This is a genomic window from Bacteroidota bacterium (assembly GCA_038746285.1).
GTDB lineage: Bacteria > Bacteroidota > Rhodothermia > Rhodothermales > JANQRZ01 > JANQRZ01.
In genome coordinates this window covers 19222-34091 of record JBCDKT010000012.1, presented here as the reverse complement: position 1 = coordinate 34091, position 14870 = coordinate 19222, and the positions used below count along the sequence as shown (strand labels likewise).

Below are 14870 nucleotides of genomic sequence, written 5' to 3'. Positions count from 1 at the left end.
TCCGTCTTCCGCGCTTCCGCTCCTCCATGCTTCCGCTCTTATGACCGCCCCGCCGCCCGCCGCCCGCCGCCTCGCCTTCGACCGCCTCGGTGGCTTTCCCGACCTCTTCCGGCGCTACGCGGCCGGCGACCCGGAGGCCCTCCGCTTCTTCGCCCGCGACTTCCGGGACGGCGCGGCGCGCGCCGAAGCCGCCCGCGAGGCTGCGGCGCTCGGCCGCGACCGCGATACCCTCGCCGACGTGCTCGCCGAGCAGAACGAAGCCTGGGGCAACCTCGACGACGCGGTGCGCGCAAACCTCGACGCGCTGCGCGACCCGGCGAGCGCTACCGTCGTGACTGGGCAGCAGCTTGGCCTCTTCGGCGGGCCGCTCTACACGGTCTACAAGGCCGCCACCGCCGTCCGGCTTGCCCGGCAGATGCGGGGCGAGACGGGCGACCCCGTCGTCCCGGTCTTCTGGATGGCAGGCGAGGATCATGACTTCGACGAGGTTCGCTCGATCCTCGTGCTCGGCGGCAACGACCCGGTGCGGATCGGCTTGCCACCGAGCGAGAGCCGACTACCGGTCGGCCGCCGCGTGCTCGGGGACGAGGTCGCGGAGGCCGTGGACGCGCTCGAAGCCGCGCTGCGCGAGACCGAGTTTACGCCCGCGTTGATGCAGGCCGTGCGCGCCGCCTACCGCCCTGGCGCGTCGATGCGCGACGCCTTCGCCGGGCTGATGCAGCACCTCTTCGCCGGGAGCGGCCTCGTGCTGATCTCCTCGGACGACGCCCGCCTCAAACGCCTCGCCGCGCCCGTCTTCCGGCAGGAGATCGAGCGCCACGCCGAGACGCTCGCCCGGCTCGAAGCGGCGAGCGCCGACCTCGAAGCGGCCGGCTTCCACCGGCAGGTCACGCCGCTGCCGGTCAACCTCTTTTTGCTGGAAGACGAGGGCCGCTTCACGCTCGACCCGAGGGGCGACGGCGCGGCCGAAACGTTCGCGCTGCGTGGTCTCGACCGGACCTACGCAAAGGACGACCTCCTCGCCCTCCTCGACGCCGAGCCGGAGCGCTTCAGCCCCAACGTCGTCCTCCGCCCGATCGTCGAAGACCGGCTCCTGCCGACGGCGGCCTACGTCGCGGGGCCGGGCGAGACCTCGTACTACGCCCAACTCGGCGGCGTCTACGAAGCCTTCGGCGTGCCGATGCCGGTCGTCTACCCGCGCGCGAGCGTCACGCTCGTCGAGGGCAAGGTCCAGAAAATCCTCGACCGCTACCGGCTCACCGTCGCCGACCTCAGCGAAGACCTCGACGTTCTCCATCGCCGCCTCGTCCTCGACCTCTCGGAGCACGACGTGGAAGGCGCGTTCGGCGAAGCGGCTAGGCACGTGCACGAGGCTGTCAACCTGCTCAAGCCGGTCGTCGCCGGCATCGACCCGACGCTCGGCAAGTCGGCCGAGGCGACGCGGGCATCGCTGCAAAAAGACCTCGACAGCCTGAAGGCCCGCGCCGTCCGCGCCGAGAAGCGCAACCACGACGCCGTGCGCGGCCAGCTCGAAAAGGCCGTCGCCGGGCTGTACCCGACCGGTACGCTCCAGGAGCGCATCCTCTCGGCGCTCTACGTGCTCAACAAGTACGGCCCCGCCCTCGTCGGGCAGTGGATCGACGGCCTAGACCTCGACACAGCCGAGCACCAGGTCGTCGAGCTTTAGCTTCTGGGAGGAAGGAAGCGCAGCGGCGAAGCTGGAATCCTCCCGTTCCTCCTACTCGCCCCACTCCCCATGTCTCTCTTCTCCCCCCTCGTCGAGCAGGCCACCGAGATCGCCGCCGAGTGGCACGACCGGACGTACCGCAAGAGCCGGTGGCGGCAGCACCCCTACGACCCGCCGCCCGAGGCCGCGATGCAGATTCCCGTGATGGCCCACCTCAGCGCTGTCGCCTTCATCGTGGAGCGCGCCGGGTGGGACGACGCCACCGTCGCTGCCGCGTTTCTCCACGACATCCTGGAGGACGGCAACCAGTACGAGCACACAATGAGCTACGCCGCCCTCGCCGCGCTCGTCGGACCCGAGGTGGCCGACCGCGTGCGCGGCGTCACCGAGCCGAAGTGCGATGCCGAGGGGTACTTCCTCCCGTGGCGGACCCGAAAGGAGGCCTACCTCGACACCCTCCGAGCGGGCACCGCCGAGAGCATGGCGATCTCGCTCGCCGACAAGCTCCACAACGTGTGGACGATGAACCAGGGCATCGAGGCCGGGCTCGACCTCTTCGGCGGCGGGCCGGGCAGCCTCTCGGCCGGCCCCGACCAGCAGCGGTGGTATTTCCACTCGGTCCTCGACGCCTCCGCCGCGTTTGACGACCCGCGCCTGGAACCGATGCGCGCCCGGCTCCGCGAAGAGGTCGCCCGCTTCGAGACGCTGACGGGCACCGAAGCGCAGCTCAGACCAGCCGGGCGTGCTCGACCATGATGCAGCGGTTGACGACGTAGGGGAGATCGTGGGCCGCCGCCAACTGTTCGGCCTCGCGGGAGGAGACGCCGAGCTGGGTCCACACGAGCGGCCGCTGGCCGGCCCGCTCGCTCCAGTCGATCGTGTCCTGCACCACGCCCTCGGTGAAGCGCGGCTGCCGGAAGACGTTCACGATGTCGACCGCCGTGCCCTCGGGGATGCGGAGTACGTCGGGGTAGCACGGTACGCCGAGGAGTTCATCGTGGTGCGGGTTGATCGGGACGACGGTGTAGCCCGCGTCTTGGAGGTAGCGGGCGATGCGGTGGCTCGTGCGCGTGGCGCGCGGCGAGCAGCCAACGACGGCAATCGTGCGGGCGTCGTCGAGGGCGGTGCGCAGGTCGGCGGTGCGAAGATCCATGAAGCGAGCGAGGCGTAGAAGGACAGGGGCCGTTGTACGAATGCCGGCCGATTAGATTCCGCCGCTCCTCCCCCGATGAACGATCCCGCCCCGATGACCACGCCCGAGCCGGAGGCGGCGTCGCTCTCGCGCCTGCAGCGGCTCGTCCCGCTCGTGCAGCGCCTTGTCGGCAAGGTGAGCGCGGTCGGGCGGGTGTCCGCCGTCGCGGCGCTCGTGCTGTGGGGCGTCCTCTGCGGCGCGGCGGTGTGGCCGCTCTCGGCGAGGACAGTGCTCGCTGTCGTCGTGCTCGGGGTGCTGCTCGTACCGGCGGCGGGGACGTGGCTGGCGGTGGCTACGATGCGCGAGGTGCTGGAGCTTCCAGCTCGGCTCCGGGCGCTCCCCGGCCGCGTGCTCGGTGCCACGGGCGAGACGATAGCCGAGGCGGCGTCCGTGGCCCGGCCCCCCGAGGGAGAACAGCGGAGCGGGCGGCTACTCGGCTTCTTCGGCGTGCTGTGGCGGCTGCGCGAGGTGGTCGGCGACACGCGGGGTACGCTGCTGCGGACGGTCGCCCTCGCCCGGGCGGCGCGGCTGGCGAGCCTGCCGTTCGTGCTCGTCCTCGTCGCGGCGTTCGCACTCAACTTCGTCGTCATCGCCGTGGCCGTCGCCGTCGTGCTCGCTGCCTCGCTGTGAGGCAACCGCCGGGCGCGTGGGGCGTACTCCGAGCCTTCTCTCCCCGTCCTAAGCACCCGCTCCCATGCCCCACCTGCTCCCGCTCTGCCTCGCGCTTCTCGTTGCCCTGCCGGCTGCTGCCCAAGTCGATGCCGACCTCACCCGCTCCTACCTCGACGCCAGCAACCTGCCCGACCAGGTCAGCAACATCGGCGACCAGATCGGGCAGCAGATCGAGCTTCAGGCGAGCCAGTTCCCCGAGCCGGTGCAGGAGCCGTTCCTGGAGATCTACGGCGATGCCCTCAGCGCTGAGGCGTTGGAGGAGCGGCTGAGCACGTTCGTGATGGCGAAGCCCGACGCCGACAGCGTGGAGGCCGCGGTCGCGTGGTACGGCGAGCCGCTCGTCGGACAGCTGCAGGCCCTCGAAGACTCGATGGCGAACGACGACGAGGCCCAGGTCGCCGTGCAGATGTATGCCATGACCGGCAGCTTTGCTACCGTAGAGGTCACGCCCGAGCGCGAGGCCCTGGTCAACCGCGTGCTGGACGCAACCGGGGGCGTAGACGGAACCGTTGAGCTGTTCCTCGACATCATCGTGGCTTCGCAGCAGTCCACGGCTTCCATCTCGCGCGGTGACGCTCCGCCGGCCGACTCGATCCGCGCCCAGATGCGTCCGATGCTGGAGGGCAACCTCGGCAGCGCGGTCCGGGGCAGCACCCTCTACGCCTACCGCGACGTTCCAGACGAAGACCTCGACGCCTACCTGGCGCACATCCAAACGCCCACCGGGCAGTACGTCGCCCGGCTGTACCGCGAGGCGATCAGCGCCGCGCTCGTCGGGGCTATCACCGACGCGGGCGAGGCCTTCGCAGAGACGCTCGCGGACCTCGACGCCGCGGGAGAGATCGACCTCGACGAGATGCTGAGTGGTGGGGAGGAAGAGGCCGAGATGGAGGAAGACGCAGAGATGGAAGACGAGACGGACAGCGACGGGTAATCTCACTGAGCGACTGGTTGACTGAGCGATTGAGCGATTGGCTGACCCCGCTCAATCCACCAATGTCCCGATCCCCCGATCCACTACTATCTATGGCCGCCTATCCCTTCGACGAGATCGAGCCCAAGTGGCAGCGCCACTGGGACGCCTACGAGACCTACAAAACGCCCGGCCCCGGCGACGCGGGCTTCGACGCGAGCAAGCCGAAGTACTACGTCCTCGACATGTTTCCCTACCCGAGCGGGTCGGGTCTCCACGTCGGCCACCCCGAGGGCTATACGGCGACTGACATCCTGGCGCGCGCCCGGCGGATGCAGGGCTTCAACGTGCTCCACCCCATCGGCTGGGACGCGTTCGGGCTGCCCGCCGAGCAGTACGCCCTCAAGACTGGCACGCACCCGCGCGAGACGACCGAGCGCAACGTCGCCCGCTTCCGCGAGCAGCTCAAGGCGCTCGGCTTCTCCTACGACTGGAGCCGCGAGGTCGACACGACGGACCCGGCCTACGTCCGCTGGACGCAGTGGATCTTCCTCAAGCTCTACGAGAAAGGGCTGGCGTACCAGGCCGAGGTGCCCGTCAACTGGTGCCCCGAGCTCGGCACGGTCCTCTCGAACGAGGAGGTCGTCGACGGCAAGAGCGAGGTCGGCGGCTTCCCCGTCGTCCGCCGCCCGATGCGGCAGTGGATGCTGAAGATCACCGACTACGCCGAGCGCCTGCTCAGCGGCCTCGACGACCTCGGCTGGCCGGAGTCGCTCAAGGAGATGCAGCGCAACTGGATCGGCCGGAGCGAAGGGGCCGAGGTCGACTTCCCCGTCTTCGGGCACGCCGAGCGCACGATCCGCGTCTTCACGACGCGCCCCGACACGCTCTTCGGCGCGACCTTCATGGTCCTCGCGCCCGAGCACCCGCTCGTGGACGAGATCACCTCTAGCGAACAGCGCGAGGCCGTGGAGACTTACCGCGAAGCCGCGGCCCGCAAGTCCGAACTGGAGCGGACCGAGCTGCAGAAAGACAAGACCGGGGTCTTCACCGGCGGCCACGCCGTCAACCCGGCGACGGGCCAGCACATTCCCATCTGGATCGCCGACTACGTCCTCGCCACCTACGGCACGGGGGCCATCATGGCCGTCCCCGGTCAGGACCAGCGCGACTGGGACTTCGCCGAGACCTACGGCCTGCCGATCGTCCGCACCGTCCAGCCGCCGGACGACTTCGACGGCCAGGCGTACGTCGGCGACGGCCCCGCGATCAACTCCGACTCCTCGGGCCGCGCCATCCCCGACATCGCTGAGCAGGGCGTGCGCCTCGACGGCCTCGGCGTGGAGGAGGCGAAGGCCAAGATGACGGAGTGGCTGGAGAGCGAAGGCGTCGGGCGGCGGCAGGTCAACTACAAGCTCCGCGACTGGATCTTCAGCCGCCAGCGCTACTGGGGCGAGCCGTTCCCGGTCGTCTTCGTCGACGGCCAGCCGCAGCCGCTCCCGGAGGACGCCCTCCCGGTGACGCTCCCCGAGGTCGAGCGCTACGAGCCGAGCGGGACGGGCGAGAGCCCGCTCGCCGCGATCCCCGAGTGGGTCAACACCGCCTTCGACGGGCAGCCCGCCGTGCGCGAGACCAACACGATGCCGCAGTGGGCCGGCTCGTGCTGGTACTACCTCCGCTACCTCGATCCCGACAACGACCGGCACCTCGTTGATCCCGAGAAGGAGCGGTACTGGATGCCGGTCGACCTCTACGTCGGCGGGGCCGAGCACGCGGTGCTCCACCTGCTCTACGCCCGGTTCTGGCACAAAGTCCTCTTCGACGCGGGCGTCGTATCCACCGAAGAGCCGTTCGCTCGGCTCGTCAACCAGGGCATGATTCTCGGCGAGGTCGAGTACACCGTCACCCGGGGCGGCACGGCGAGCACGGTCGAGGAGCGCGCCGTCGAGAAGCACGGCAACGGGTTCGTGCTCAAGGCCGACCCCGAGGTCGAGGTCGAGGCACGGGCGTACAGAATGTCCAAGAGCCGCGGCAACGTCGTCAACCCGGACGACATCGTCGCCGAGTTCGGGGCCGACTCGCTGCGGCTCTACGAGATGTACATGGGGCCGCTGGAGCAGACCAAGCCCTGGCGCACCGACGACATCAAAGGCGTCCACCGCTTCCTCGCCCGGTCGTGGCGCCTCGTCACCGAGCAGGCGGTCACCGACGACGCACCGGCGAGGGACCAGCTTCGCACGCTCCACGCGACGATCAAAAAGGTCACCGAGGACATCGACGGCCTCCGCTTCAACACGGCGATTGCCGCGCTCATCGAGTTCGTCAACGAGGCGACCAAGTGGGACGCGACGCCGAAGGCGGTGCTGGAGCCGTTCGTCCTCCTCCTCGCGCCGTTCGCGCCGCACCTCGGTGAGGAGCTGTGGCAGCGCCTCGGGCACGGCGACAGCCTGACCTACGCGCCGTGGCCGGAGCACGACGAGCAGCACCTCAAGGAGGCCGAGATCGAGATCGCCGTGCAGGTGATGGGCAAGCTACGCGGCACGGTGCAGGTCGCCGCCGACGCCTCGAAGGAAGCGGTGCTCGACGCGGCACGGACCGAGGAGAACGTCGCCCGCTACCTCGCCGAGGGGACCGTGCGCAAGGAGATCTACGTGCCGGGCCGCCTCGTCAATTTCGTCGTGAACTGAGCCGATGGCGAGGCCGGATGCCGGGCGCAGCATGCTGCGCCCCTACGGGGACTGGGATGGCTGATGACGTGACGCTCGACGTGCTGGCCCTCGCGGCGCACCCGGACGACGTGGAGCTGTGCGCCGGGGGGACGATGTGCGTCCTCGCCCGCGACGGCTACCGGACGGGCATTGTGGACTTCACGCGGGGCGAGCTCGGGAGCCGGGGCACGCCGGAAGGCCGGATAGAGGAGGCCGCTGCTGCTGCCGAGATTCTCGGCCTCGCCGCGCGCGACAACCTCGGGCTGCCGGACGGCGACATCCAGAACACGAAGGCGAACCAGGAGGACCTCATCCGCCTCGTCCGCCGGTACCGCCCGCCTATCGTCCTCGTCAACGCGCTCGAGGTCCGGCACCCCGACCACGGCGACGCCGCCCGGCTCTCGATCGACGCCCTCTTCTACAGCGGCCTCCGCAAGGTCGAGACCTTCGACGACGGCCGGGCGCAGGAGCCGTGGCGCCCGAGCCACGTCCTCCACTACATGCAGGCCGTCGAGTTCGAGCCGACGTTCGTCGTGGACGTGACCGACGTGTGGGACCAGCGCACCGCTGCGCTGCAAGCCTTCGAGAGCCAGTTCTTCAACCCGGACTACGAGGCCGGCGAGGACGAGCCCGAAACGTTCATCTCGAACCCCGGCTTCTTCCAGTGGGTCGAGGCGCGGGCGCGGGTCTACGGCTACCGCGTCGGGGCGACCTTCGGCGAGCCCCTGCTGTACCGGCACGGGCCGGTCGGGGTGCAGGACTTGGCCGGGATGCTGAGTGCGGAAAAGCGTTTCCGCTAACGCGCAGAAAAAGCTACACCCAGACGATGTCGTCGTTCGTGAAGCGGAGGTCGGACGACACTGCGACGCTCGGAGTGAAGTGGCGGCGCGCCAGCCAACTCGCGCTGACGATGAGCACAGTGCCGAGGGCGAAGGACACGTAGGAGGTCATAGGTCCGTGGGTTTTGGATGAGCCGTCGCTTGCATACAGGCACGCCCCGCAGAGATCGCGCCAGAAGCACCCCGGCACCGTTGAACAGTCCTGATGGATACGGGAAGAGACGGCGCAGGTGAGGTCGCGAGGAAACCGGCAGACCAGGGGTGCATGGCTCCGGGCCGTCCCGAAACCGGCAGTACGGTCCGAACCAGCCGTTGATTTAGTCACAGAGCGGTTTCTAGCTTGGGGCTCGGCGTCGCAAACCTCAACAGAGTCGAACGGTGACCTCCCTCCTCGCTCCGGCGCAGCGTAGGCTGCTCCTCGCCCTGGTGGCCTGCGCCGGGCTCCTCGGTCCGCACGCCCAGGCGCAAGGCCGAGTCGAACCGTACCGGTACCGGCTCGCGTTCGACCTGGCCGTGCCCGCCGGCTGGACGGCGCAGCCCGACCTGGGCGGGGCCGCGCTCGTCGTGCTCTCGCCGCTCTCTGCCCCCGGCGACCGGTTCCGCGAGAACCTCAACGTGTCCGTCGGGCCCGTGCCCGCGGGCCGGAGCCGGGCCGAGGCCTACCGCGACAGCCGGGCCGCGCTCCGCGCCGGGCTGGCGGGGTTCGAGGTGCTCAAGGCGGAGGAGACGACCGTCGGCGTGCGGGCGGCGCAGCGGGTGGTCTACGAGCACACCTTCGGCGGGCAGCGGCTGCGGGCGCTGGCCTACCTCATCCTAGCCGACGGCCGGGCGTACACGCTGACCGGCACGGCGCTGGCCGAGCGCTTCGAGGCCGCGCAGCCGGCCTTCGAGCAGATGGCCCACAGCTTCCGCCTGAACTGAGGCTCATACCCTCCCTCTCGACTCGAGATACGCCCTGCCGTCGCAGGGGCGTACGGCCTTACGCCCCTACAGCGGTTGAGGCTGGACGCTGAGCAGGGTCTATGCGCCGTCATCTCAGCAAGCTCATCAGTCGTAAAGCAGGTAGGGTTGCCGTGCTTCTTCGAACGCGTCCACCTCGCCCTGCCAGGTGCCGACGATAGCCTCGGGCCGGGCACCGGCTTCGAGCATCCGCTGGAGCCGTCGCGTGCCCGCGAGCCGGGCGAGCCAGTCGGCGTCGAAGAAGTCCGCCGGCTTCTGGTGGTAGACCGCCTGCAGCAGGTGCATGCCGAGCGCGACGGGCCGGACCCCCGCCGGGTCGGTCACGACGAGCCGGACCCCGGCGACCTTCTCGCCCTCGAACTTCGGGCTGGCCGCGACGCCGGGGATGGAGCGGGGGACGAAGTAAAACCGCTCGAACCGGACGCCCGGCAGCCCGTGCCCGCTGAGCGTGTCGGCGAGCGCGCCGGCGTTGAGGCTCGGGGTGCCGATGAGCAAGAACGGCGCGTCGGTCCCGCGCCCTTCGCTCGCGGTCGTCCCCTCGAAAAAAGCGACGCCTGGGTAGACGAGCGCCGTCTCGAACGTCGGGATGTTGGGACTCGTCGGGACCCAGGGCAGGCCGGTCTCGGGCCAGCGCATGCTGCGCTGCCAGCCGGTCATCTCGACGACGCGGAGGTCGAGCTCGCCTAGCCCGGGGAGCCAGCCTTCGCCCGCGATCATCCGGGCGAGCTCGCCGACCGTCAGGCCGTGCTGGACGGGGACCGGGTAGAGACCGACGAACGACGCGTGCTCGGGCTCCAGCACGAACCCGTCGGCCCGTCCGCCGAGCGGGTTGGGCCGGTCGAGGACGACGAAGGGAATGCCCGCCTCGGCGGCGGCCTGCATCGCGTAGCCCATCGTCGAGATGTAGGTGTAGAACCGCGCCCCGATGTCCTGCATGTCGAACACGAGCGCGCCCAGCCCCGCGAGCGACTCGGGCGGCGGGCGCCTGGAGGTCCCGTAGAGGCTAAAGACCGGAACGCCCGTCGCCGGGTCGGTCCCGCTTTCGACCGACGCACCCGCTTCGGCGGTGCCGCGCAGCCCGTGCTCCGGCCCGAAGAGCGCAGCCAGCGTCACGCCGTCGGCCGCGTGGAGCCGGTCGACCAGGTGCCTCGGCCCGCCGTCTGCCGTGTCCACGGTCGCCGTGTGGTTGGTCACGAGGCCGACCCTTAGCCCGTCGAGGTCGGCGAACTCGGTGTCCACGAGCCGCTGCGCGCCGGTCACGACGCGGGCCGCTGCTCGTTTCTCCATCACCACCCCGTGCTCTCCTTGCTTGGACAGGCCGAGCACAACAGTAGTGCAACCAGCGGAGCCTCGGCCTCCATAGATCTGATTCCGGCGACCTTCATGCCGCAAAGAGGAGTCATCCCGGACTCCGATCCGGGACCCACCGGCTAGCACTCCTATGGGTCCCCGCCTGCGCGGGGATGACGAGTATCGAGGTTGGGAGTCTGAGATCGCGCCCGCCTGCGAAAGACACCTCGTGCCCCCTATTTCGGGAAGAGGGAAGATGGGCGACGGGACCTGAGCAGAGACGTTCGCCGCGAGAAATAAAAGCGCGAGGGCTACCACGAGCTTCGGCTGGTGTAGGTGACCGTCACCTCCTCGTCGGGCGCAAGCGTGAGCGGGAACTCGGCCGTGTACGCGTCGACGGTCGTGAACTCGTGGCTCGCGCCCAGGACCGACCAGGTGCCGTAGCCGCGGGCGACGACTACCACCTCGGTCGAGGTCTCCTTGCGGTTGCGGATCGAGACCTCGATGTCCTGCTCCGAGATTCGGTCGCTGGGGCGCCGGTTAGCCTTGACAATCTGCGTCCCGACCACGTCGAAGGCGTCGCCGACGTAGAGGCTCACGTCCTCGTTCCGGGGCGTGTGGTCGATCAGGTCTTCGCCGAGGAATTGAAGGTTGCCGCGCGCGTCGGCCTTGTAGAGCCGGACCTTGCCCTTCGGAAGCGGCATGCCCATGCGGTTGGCCTCGGTGTTCTCCCACTCCAGCATGATGCTCAGCTTGGCGTCCTGCGTCCCGCCGCCCTGGCCTCGGCCCCGGCTGTAGCGCCGCGCCCGCTGCGGGTCGAAGACGAGGCGGCGCTCGACGCCCACGTGGGCCGCGGCGAGGAGCGTCATCTGCTTCGTCTCGTTCTGGGCGACCGTCGTGCGCCCGTCGAGGGTGTAGAGGTGGTACTCGAAGAACGCCTCCTGCCCAAACGCTGGCTCAGGAGCGCGGAGACCATCGTTCAGGGCGGACAGCGCTTGCACGCCGCGGACCTGCACGTTCTCTTGCACGCGGCGCACGTCCCCGGCCATGAGTTGGAGCTCGGCGTCGCGGTAGGTCGCGCCGCTGCCGTTGACGAGCGTGACCCAGCCGGTCAGGTCCACGGCGTCCTCGGCCTCGTTGACGACGGCGACGTAGTCGGCGGTCCAGGTGATGCCGTCGGTGAGGTAGGAGACCTCCGTCGGGTACGTCGCGCTGCGGGCGGCGTCGAGCCGCCACAGCAGCGACGGGCGCGAGACGAGACCCTCGGGGAGCGCGTCGACGATGATCCGGCCGGGTGGGTTGAGGAGCACGCGCCCGTCGTCGAGTTGGAGCACGAGGCCCTGGCTGGGCTGGCTCAGGAGGACGCCTTCCAGCGTCGTCTCGCTCCCGTCTTCCCGCGTCTGGACGAGGCGGATCCTGTCCCCGACGGATTTGTCGAGGATTGTTGTCTGGTTGACAAGGTCGTACTGGTAGTTCTGCTCCTGGACGAGCACGGCGTCGGGGTCGGAGAGGGCTTTGAGCGCGAGCGAGGTCGCGTCGATCTGCGACGGCACGTCCTCGAAGCGGACGAGGTTCGAGCCCCGCCGGAGGGCCAGTGGCCGCACCTCGCGGACGACGGCGAAGTTCTGGTTGTAGACCGTCAGCGACACGTCCTCGCGCGCCTCGCCGGTCGAGGTCGTCACCGGCTGCGCGGCGAGCGGGAGGGCGGCGAGGAGGCCGAGCAGTGAACAGAGCAGGACGTAGCGCATAGCAGGAGAGCTTGGTGAGCCGGACGCGAGAAGGTACCCGCCCTCAACGAACCGCCGCCCGGTTCTCGTCTCTGCCCCGCCTGCTCACGCATCCACTCTCATTCGACATTCGCCCCTCGGTCCCCCGATGCCCAAGTCCCTTGCCGCCCGCACCGACGCCCTCCGCCAGAGCGACATCCGCGCCGTCACGTTCGCCGTCAACGCCGCCGGCGGGATCAATCTCGGCCAGGGCATCTGCGACCTCCCCACGCCGGACCCGATCAAGGCCGGTGCCCACGCTGCGATCGACGGCGACCGGTCGATCTACACCTCGTACGCCGGGATCGAGAAACTGCGTGCCGGGATCGCCGAGAAGGCGCGGGGCTACAACGACCTGCCCGTCGGGAGCGACGACGAGGTCGTGGTCTCGGTCGGCTCGACGGGGGCGTTCGTCGGAGCCTGCCTGACGCTCTTCGAGCCGGGCGACGAGTGCATCGTCTTCGAGCCGTTCTACGGCTACCACACGGGCCTGCTCGACCTCTTCGGCGTCCGGCGCGTCACGGCGAAGCTCCGCGCCCCGGACTGGCGGATCGACTGGGGCGAGGTCGAGTCGCTCATCACCGAGCGGACGAAGGCTGTCCTCGTCTGCACGCCCTCGAACCCCTGCGGCAAGGTCTGGAGCCGGGCCGAACTGGAGCGGATGCTGGAGATTCTGGAGCGGCACGACCTCTGGGCCATCACCGACGAGATCTACGAGTACATGACCTACGACGGGCACGAGCACGTCTCGCTCGGCTCGCTGCCGGGCGCGTACGAGCGCACCGTCACGCTCTCGGGCTTCTCGAAGACCTACAACATGACCGGGTGGCGGCTCGGCTATGCGGTTGGGCCGGAGGCCGTCACGAGCCGGATGGGGCTCATCAACGACCTCGTCTTCATCTGCGCGCCGAGCCCGCTCCAGCACGGCGTCGCCGAGGCGTTCGCGATGGACCGCGCCGCCTACTTCGCCGAGCTTCAGGCGGCCTACGCGGCGAAGCGGCAGCTCATGTGCGAGACGCTGGAGGCGTGCGGCTTCGCCTTCCACTGGCCCGAGGGGGCCTACTACGTCCTCGCCGACTTCTCGGCCCTCGCCGCGCAGCGCGGCGGGTTCGAGGACGACCGCGCCGCGTGCGACACCCTCATCCGCGAGGCGGGCGTCGCCGCCGTCCCCGGCAACTCGTTCTTCGCCGACCCCGCCGACGGCAGCACCGTGCTCCGGTTCTGCTACGCCAAGCGGATGCCAGTGCTCGAAGACGCCTGCCGGAACCTCCGCGCCGCCTTCGGACACGTCCCAGCATAGACCGTCAATGAAAAGAGGCAGCCCGACGGCGGCGTCGCAGCCCGCCCCACCACAAAGCGGGCTGCGCGGCACGCGTCAGGCTGCCTCAGGAAGACCGTCAGGGCATGATCGGCGGCCCGAAGCCGACGTTGAACTGGCCGCTGGCGACCTCGATCGTGTCGCTCGAGCCCGGCAGCGCAGCCGTGAACGAGAACGTCCCGCTCGCGCCCTCGTCGTCGATCGCGTCGACGGTGACGGAGCCGCTCGTCGAGAGGAAGGTCTGCTGCATGGTCGCGTCGGGCGAGTAGCTGCCCGTGCCGAAGACGAGGTCCGTCGCGTCGTCGCCGATGGCGTAGGTGCCGGGGGTAATCTCAGCTCCGTCGACGGCCGTGATGCTGACTGTGACAGTAGAGACGGCGTCGCCGACTTGGCCCCCGGCGATCGTCAGGGTCCGCGTGCCGAGGACGTTGATGTCGGTCGCGGTGGCGTTCGTGGCGGTCCAGCCGTCGCCGTCGATCTGGGCGCGCATCGAGCCGAGGGCGAGGTCGCCGCCGCCGTCGTCGTCGCCGCCGCTGTCGCAGCCGGCGAGGGCGAGGAGCAGGAAGAGGGAGCAGAGAATGCGTAGCATGGGAGGGTCCGGATGGTTTCGGAAGGAGTAATGCGGCCGCCGCAGCGGCAACGGACCCAAGCTCCGCCAGCAGCCAACCCGTCCGCAATCGCCGGAACAGGCGAAACCGCGCCGCTCAGACGCGCTGAGCGCGGCCGATCTACCCGCCTCCGGGGATAGGCCCGCCGCGCCGCGCCGTGTATCTTCAGACTGCCGATTCAAGCCTCAGCTACGATTCATCGTTTAGTATGCCTGTCCGCGTCGCCCTCGTCGAAGACCACCCCGATTTCCGGCAGCGCCTCACCGAGCGCCTCCGGTTCTTCGCCGACGTCTCGCTCGTGCTGAGCGCCGACAGCGGCAACGCCTTCCTGGAGCGCATCGCCGAGATGACGGAGGACCAGCTGCCCGAGGTCGTCATCATGGACGTCGAGATGCCCGGCATCACCGGGATCGAGACGACGCGGCGGCTCAAGGAGCAGCACCCCGAGATCGACGTGCTGATGTTTACCGTCTTCGAGCACGACGACAGCATCTTCGACGCCGTCCGCGCCGGGGCCTCGGGCTACCTCCTCAAAGACTCCTCGGCCGACCAGGTGGTGGGAGCCGTGCTGGAGCTTGCCGCTGGCGGCGCGCCGATGTCGGCCCGCGTGGCCCGGCGCGTGCTCGACGTGGCGCGGCATTCGGCCCCGGCACCCGAGGCGGAGGCCCCGGAGGCCGCCCCGGCGTTCGACCTCACCGAGCGCGAGCGCGACGTGCTCCAGCGCCTCGTCGAGGCCGACACCGAGGAGGCCATCGCCGACCATCTCTGCATCTCCCCGCACACGGTGCGGACCCACATCAAGAATATCTACCGGAAGCTCCACGTCCACTCGCGGGCGTCGGTCGTGCGCGTGGCCCTGGAGAACCGGCTGCTGGACCCGTAGCGCGCTGTGGCGCGGAGTTTGCACCTTCGGGGCG

14 protein-coding genes are annotated in these 14870 nt (G+C 69.7%); 9 read left to right on the top strand and 5 right to left on the bottom strand.

Translation table 11 applies throughout. The features are described 5' to 3' along the window. The first annotated feature begins 40 nt into the window (after window positions 1-40). Entirely contained in the window at window positions 41-1687 is a 1647-nt protein-coding gene (bshC, locus tag AAGI91_05815; GenBank protein ID MEM1042129.1) for a bacillithiol biosynthesis cysteine-adding enzyme BshC, read from the top strand. Between the two features lie 69 nt (window positions 1688-1756). Beyond that, window positions 1757-2443, top strand: a complete 687-nt coding sequence (locus AAGI91_05810; protein ID MEM1042128.1) for an HD domain-containing protein — start codon at window positions 1757-1759, stop codon at window positions 2441-2443. On the opposite strand, the gene AAGI91_05805 is transcribed toward AAGI91_05810, so the two are convergent. Beyond that, window positions 2415-2840, bottom strand: coding sequence for a CoA-binding protein (locus AAGI91_05805; GenBank protein MEM1042127.1), 426 nt, complete (start codon window positions 2838-2840; stop codon window positions 2415-2417). The genes AAGI91_05810 and AAGI91_05805 overlap by 29 nt on opposite strands. A 75-nt stretch (window positions 2841-2915) precedes the next feature. On the opposite strand from AAGI91_05805, the gene AAGI91_05800 reads away from it, so the two are divergent. The 4 genes from AAGI91_05800 to bshB1 all read left to right on the top strand — a co-directional run bounded on the left by AAGI91_05800 (window position 2916) and on the right by bshB1 (window position 7972). Then, window positions 2916-3509 (top strand): hypothetical protein, encoded by a 594-nt coding sequence (locus AAGI91_05800; GenBank protein MEM1042126.1) that lies wholly within the window; start codon window positions 2916-2918, stop codon window positions 3507-3509. Window positions 3510-3573: 64 nt separating this feature from the next. Continuing rightward, window positions 3574-4485 carry a hypothetical protein gene (locus AAGI91_05795; protein ID MEM1042125.1) on the top strand — a complete coding sequence of 304 codons (912 nt, stop codon included), beginning with the start codon at window positions 3574-3576 and terminating at the stop codon, window positions 4483-4485. A 92-nt stretch (window positions 4486-4577) separates the two neighbouring features. Beyond that, window positions 4578-7151: a leucine--tRNA ligase gene (leuS, locus tag AAGI91_05790; protein MEM1042124.1), complete on the top strand. Its 2574-nt coding sequence runs from the start codon at window positions 4578-4580 to the stop codon at window positions 7149-7151. 56 nt (window positions 7152-7207) lie between these two features. After that, window positions 7208-7972, top strand: coding sequence for a bacillithiol biosynthesis deacetylase BshB1 (bshB1, locus tag AAGI91_05785; GenBank protein ID MEM1042123.1), 765 nt, complete (start codon window positions 7208-7210; stop codon window positions 7970-7972). Window positions 7973-7985: 13 nt separating this feature from the next. Here the strand turns inward: bshB1 and AAGI91_05780 are convergent, their stop codons facing one another. Continuing rightward, on the bottom strand, window positions 7986-8123 hold the full coding sequence (locus tag AAGI91_05780; GenBank protein ID MEM1042122.1) for a hypothetical protein: 138 nt from the start codon (window positions 8121-8123) through the stop codon (window positions 7986-7988). Window positions 8124-8389: 266 nt separating this feature from the next. Here AAGI91_05780 and AAGI91_05775 point away from each other — a divergent pair, with 266 nt between their 5' ends. Beyond that, window positions 8390-8932: a DcrB-related protein gene (locus AAGI91_05775; GenBank protein ID MEM1042121.1), complete on the top strand. Its 543-nt coding sequence runs from the start codon at window positions 8390-8392 to the stop codon at window positions 8930-8932. A gap of 126 nt (window positions 8933-9058) precedes the next feature. Here AAGI91_05775 and AAGI91_05770 read toward each other — a convergent pair whose 3' ends face one another. Both AAGI91_05770 and AAGI91_05765 read right to left on the bottom strand, forming a co-directional pair. Then, window positions 9059-10297 (bottom strand): DUF1343 domain-containing protein, encoded by a 1239-nt coding sequence (locus AAGI91_05770; GenBank protein MEM1042120.1) that lies wholly within the window; start codon window positions 10295-10297, stop codon window positions 9059-9061. Window positions 10298-10572: 275 nt separating this feature from the next. Beyond that, entirely contained in the window at window positions 10573-12009 is a 1437-nt protein-coding gene (locus tag AAGI91_05765) for a hypothetical protein (GenBank protein ID MEM1042119.1), read from the bottom strand. 127 nt (window positions 12010-12136) lie between these two features. Here AAGI91_05765 and AAGI91_05760 point away from each other — a divergent pair, with 127 nt between their 5' ends. Beyond that, window positions 12137-13327: a pyridoxal phosphate-dependent aminotransferase gene (locus AAGI91_05760; GenBank protein ID MEM1042118.1), complete on the top strand. Its 1191-nt coding sequence runs from the start codon at window positions 12137-12139 to the stop codon at window positions 13325-13327. Window positions 13328-13424: 97 nt separating this feature from the next. Here AAGI91_05760 and AAGI91_05755 read toward each other — a convergent pair whose 3' ends face one another. Then, window positions 13425-13934 (bottom strand): DUF6252 family protein, encoded by a 510-nt coding sequence (locus AAGI91_05755; protein ID MEM1042117.1) that lies wholly within the window; start codon window positions 13932-13934, stop codon window positions 13425-13427. A 227-nt stretch (window positions 13935-14161) separates the two neighbouring features. Here AAGI91_05755 and AAGI91_05750 point away from each other — a divergent pair, with 227 nt between their 5' ends. Further along, window positions 14162-14836, top strand: a complete 675-nt coding sequence (locus tag AAGI91_05750; protein ID MEM1042116.1) for a response regulator transcription factor — start codon at window positions 14162-14164, stop codon at window positions 14834-14836. Window positions 14837-14870: the final 34 nt, after the last annotated feature.

Coding starts and splice junctions, on each gene's coding strand:
- leuS (MEM1042124.1), top strand. CDS start 4,578: ATGGCCGCCTATCCCTTCGACGAGATCGAGCCCAAGTGGCAGCGCCAC.
- AAGI91_05765 (MEM1042119.1), bottom strand. CDS start 12,009: ATGCGCTACGTCCTGCTCTGTTCACTGCTCGGCCTCCTCGCCGCCCTC.
- AAGI91_05760 (MEM1042118.1), top strand. CDS start 12,137: ATGCCCAAGTCCCTTGCCGCCCGCACCGACGCCCTCCGCCAGAGCGAC.
- bshB1 (MEM1042123.1), top strand. CDS start 7,208: ATGGCTGATGACGTGACGCTCGACGTGCTGGCCCTCGCGGCGCACCCG.
- AAGI91_05780 (MEM1042122.1), bottom strand. CDS start 8,123: ATGACCTCCTACGTGTCCTTCGCCCTCGGCACTGTGCTCATCGTCAGC.
- bshC (MEM1042129.1), top strand. CDS start 41: ATGACCGCCCCGCCGCCCGCCGCCCGCCGCCTCGCCTTCGACCGCCTC.
- AAGI91_05755 (MEM1042117.1), bottom strand. CDS start 13,934: ATGCTACGCATTCTCTGCTCCCTCTTCCTGCTCCTCGCCCTCGCCGGC.
- AAGI91_05800 (MEM1042126.1), top strand. CDS start 2,916: ATGAACGATCCCGCCCCGATGACCACGCCCGAGCCGGAGGCGGCGTCG.
- AAGI91_05750 (MEM1042116.1), top strand. CDS start 14,162: ATGCCTGTCCGCGTCGCCCTCGTCGAAGACCACCCCGATTTCCGGCAG.
- AAGI91_05810 (MEM1042128.1), top strand. CDS start 1,757: ATGTCTCTCTTCTCCCCCCTCGTCGAGCAGGCCACCGAGATCGCCGCC.
- AAGI91_05805 (MEM1042127.1), bottom strand. CDS start 2,840: ATGGATCTTCGCACCGCCGACCTGCGCACCGCCCTCGACGACGCCCGC.
- AAGI91_05795 (MEM1042125.1), top strand. CDS start 3,574: ATGCCCCACCTGCTCCCGCTCTGCCTCGCGCTTCTCGTTGCCCTGCCG.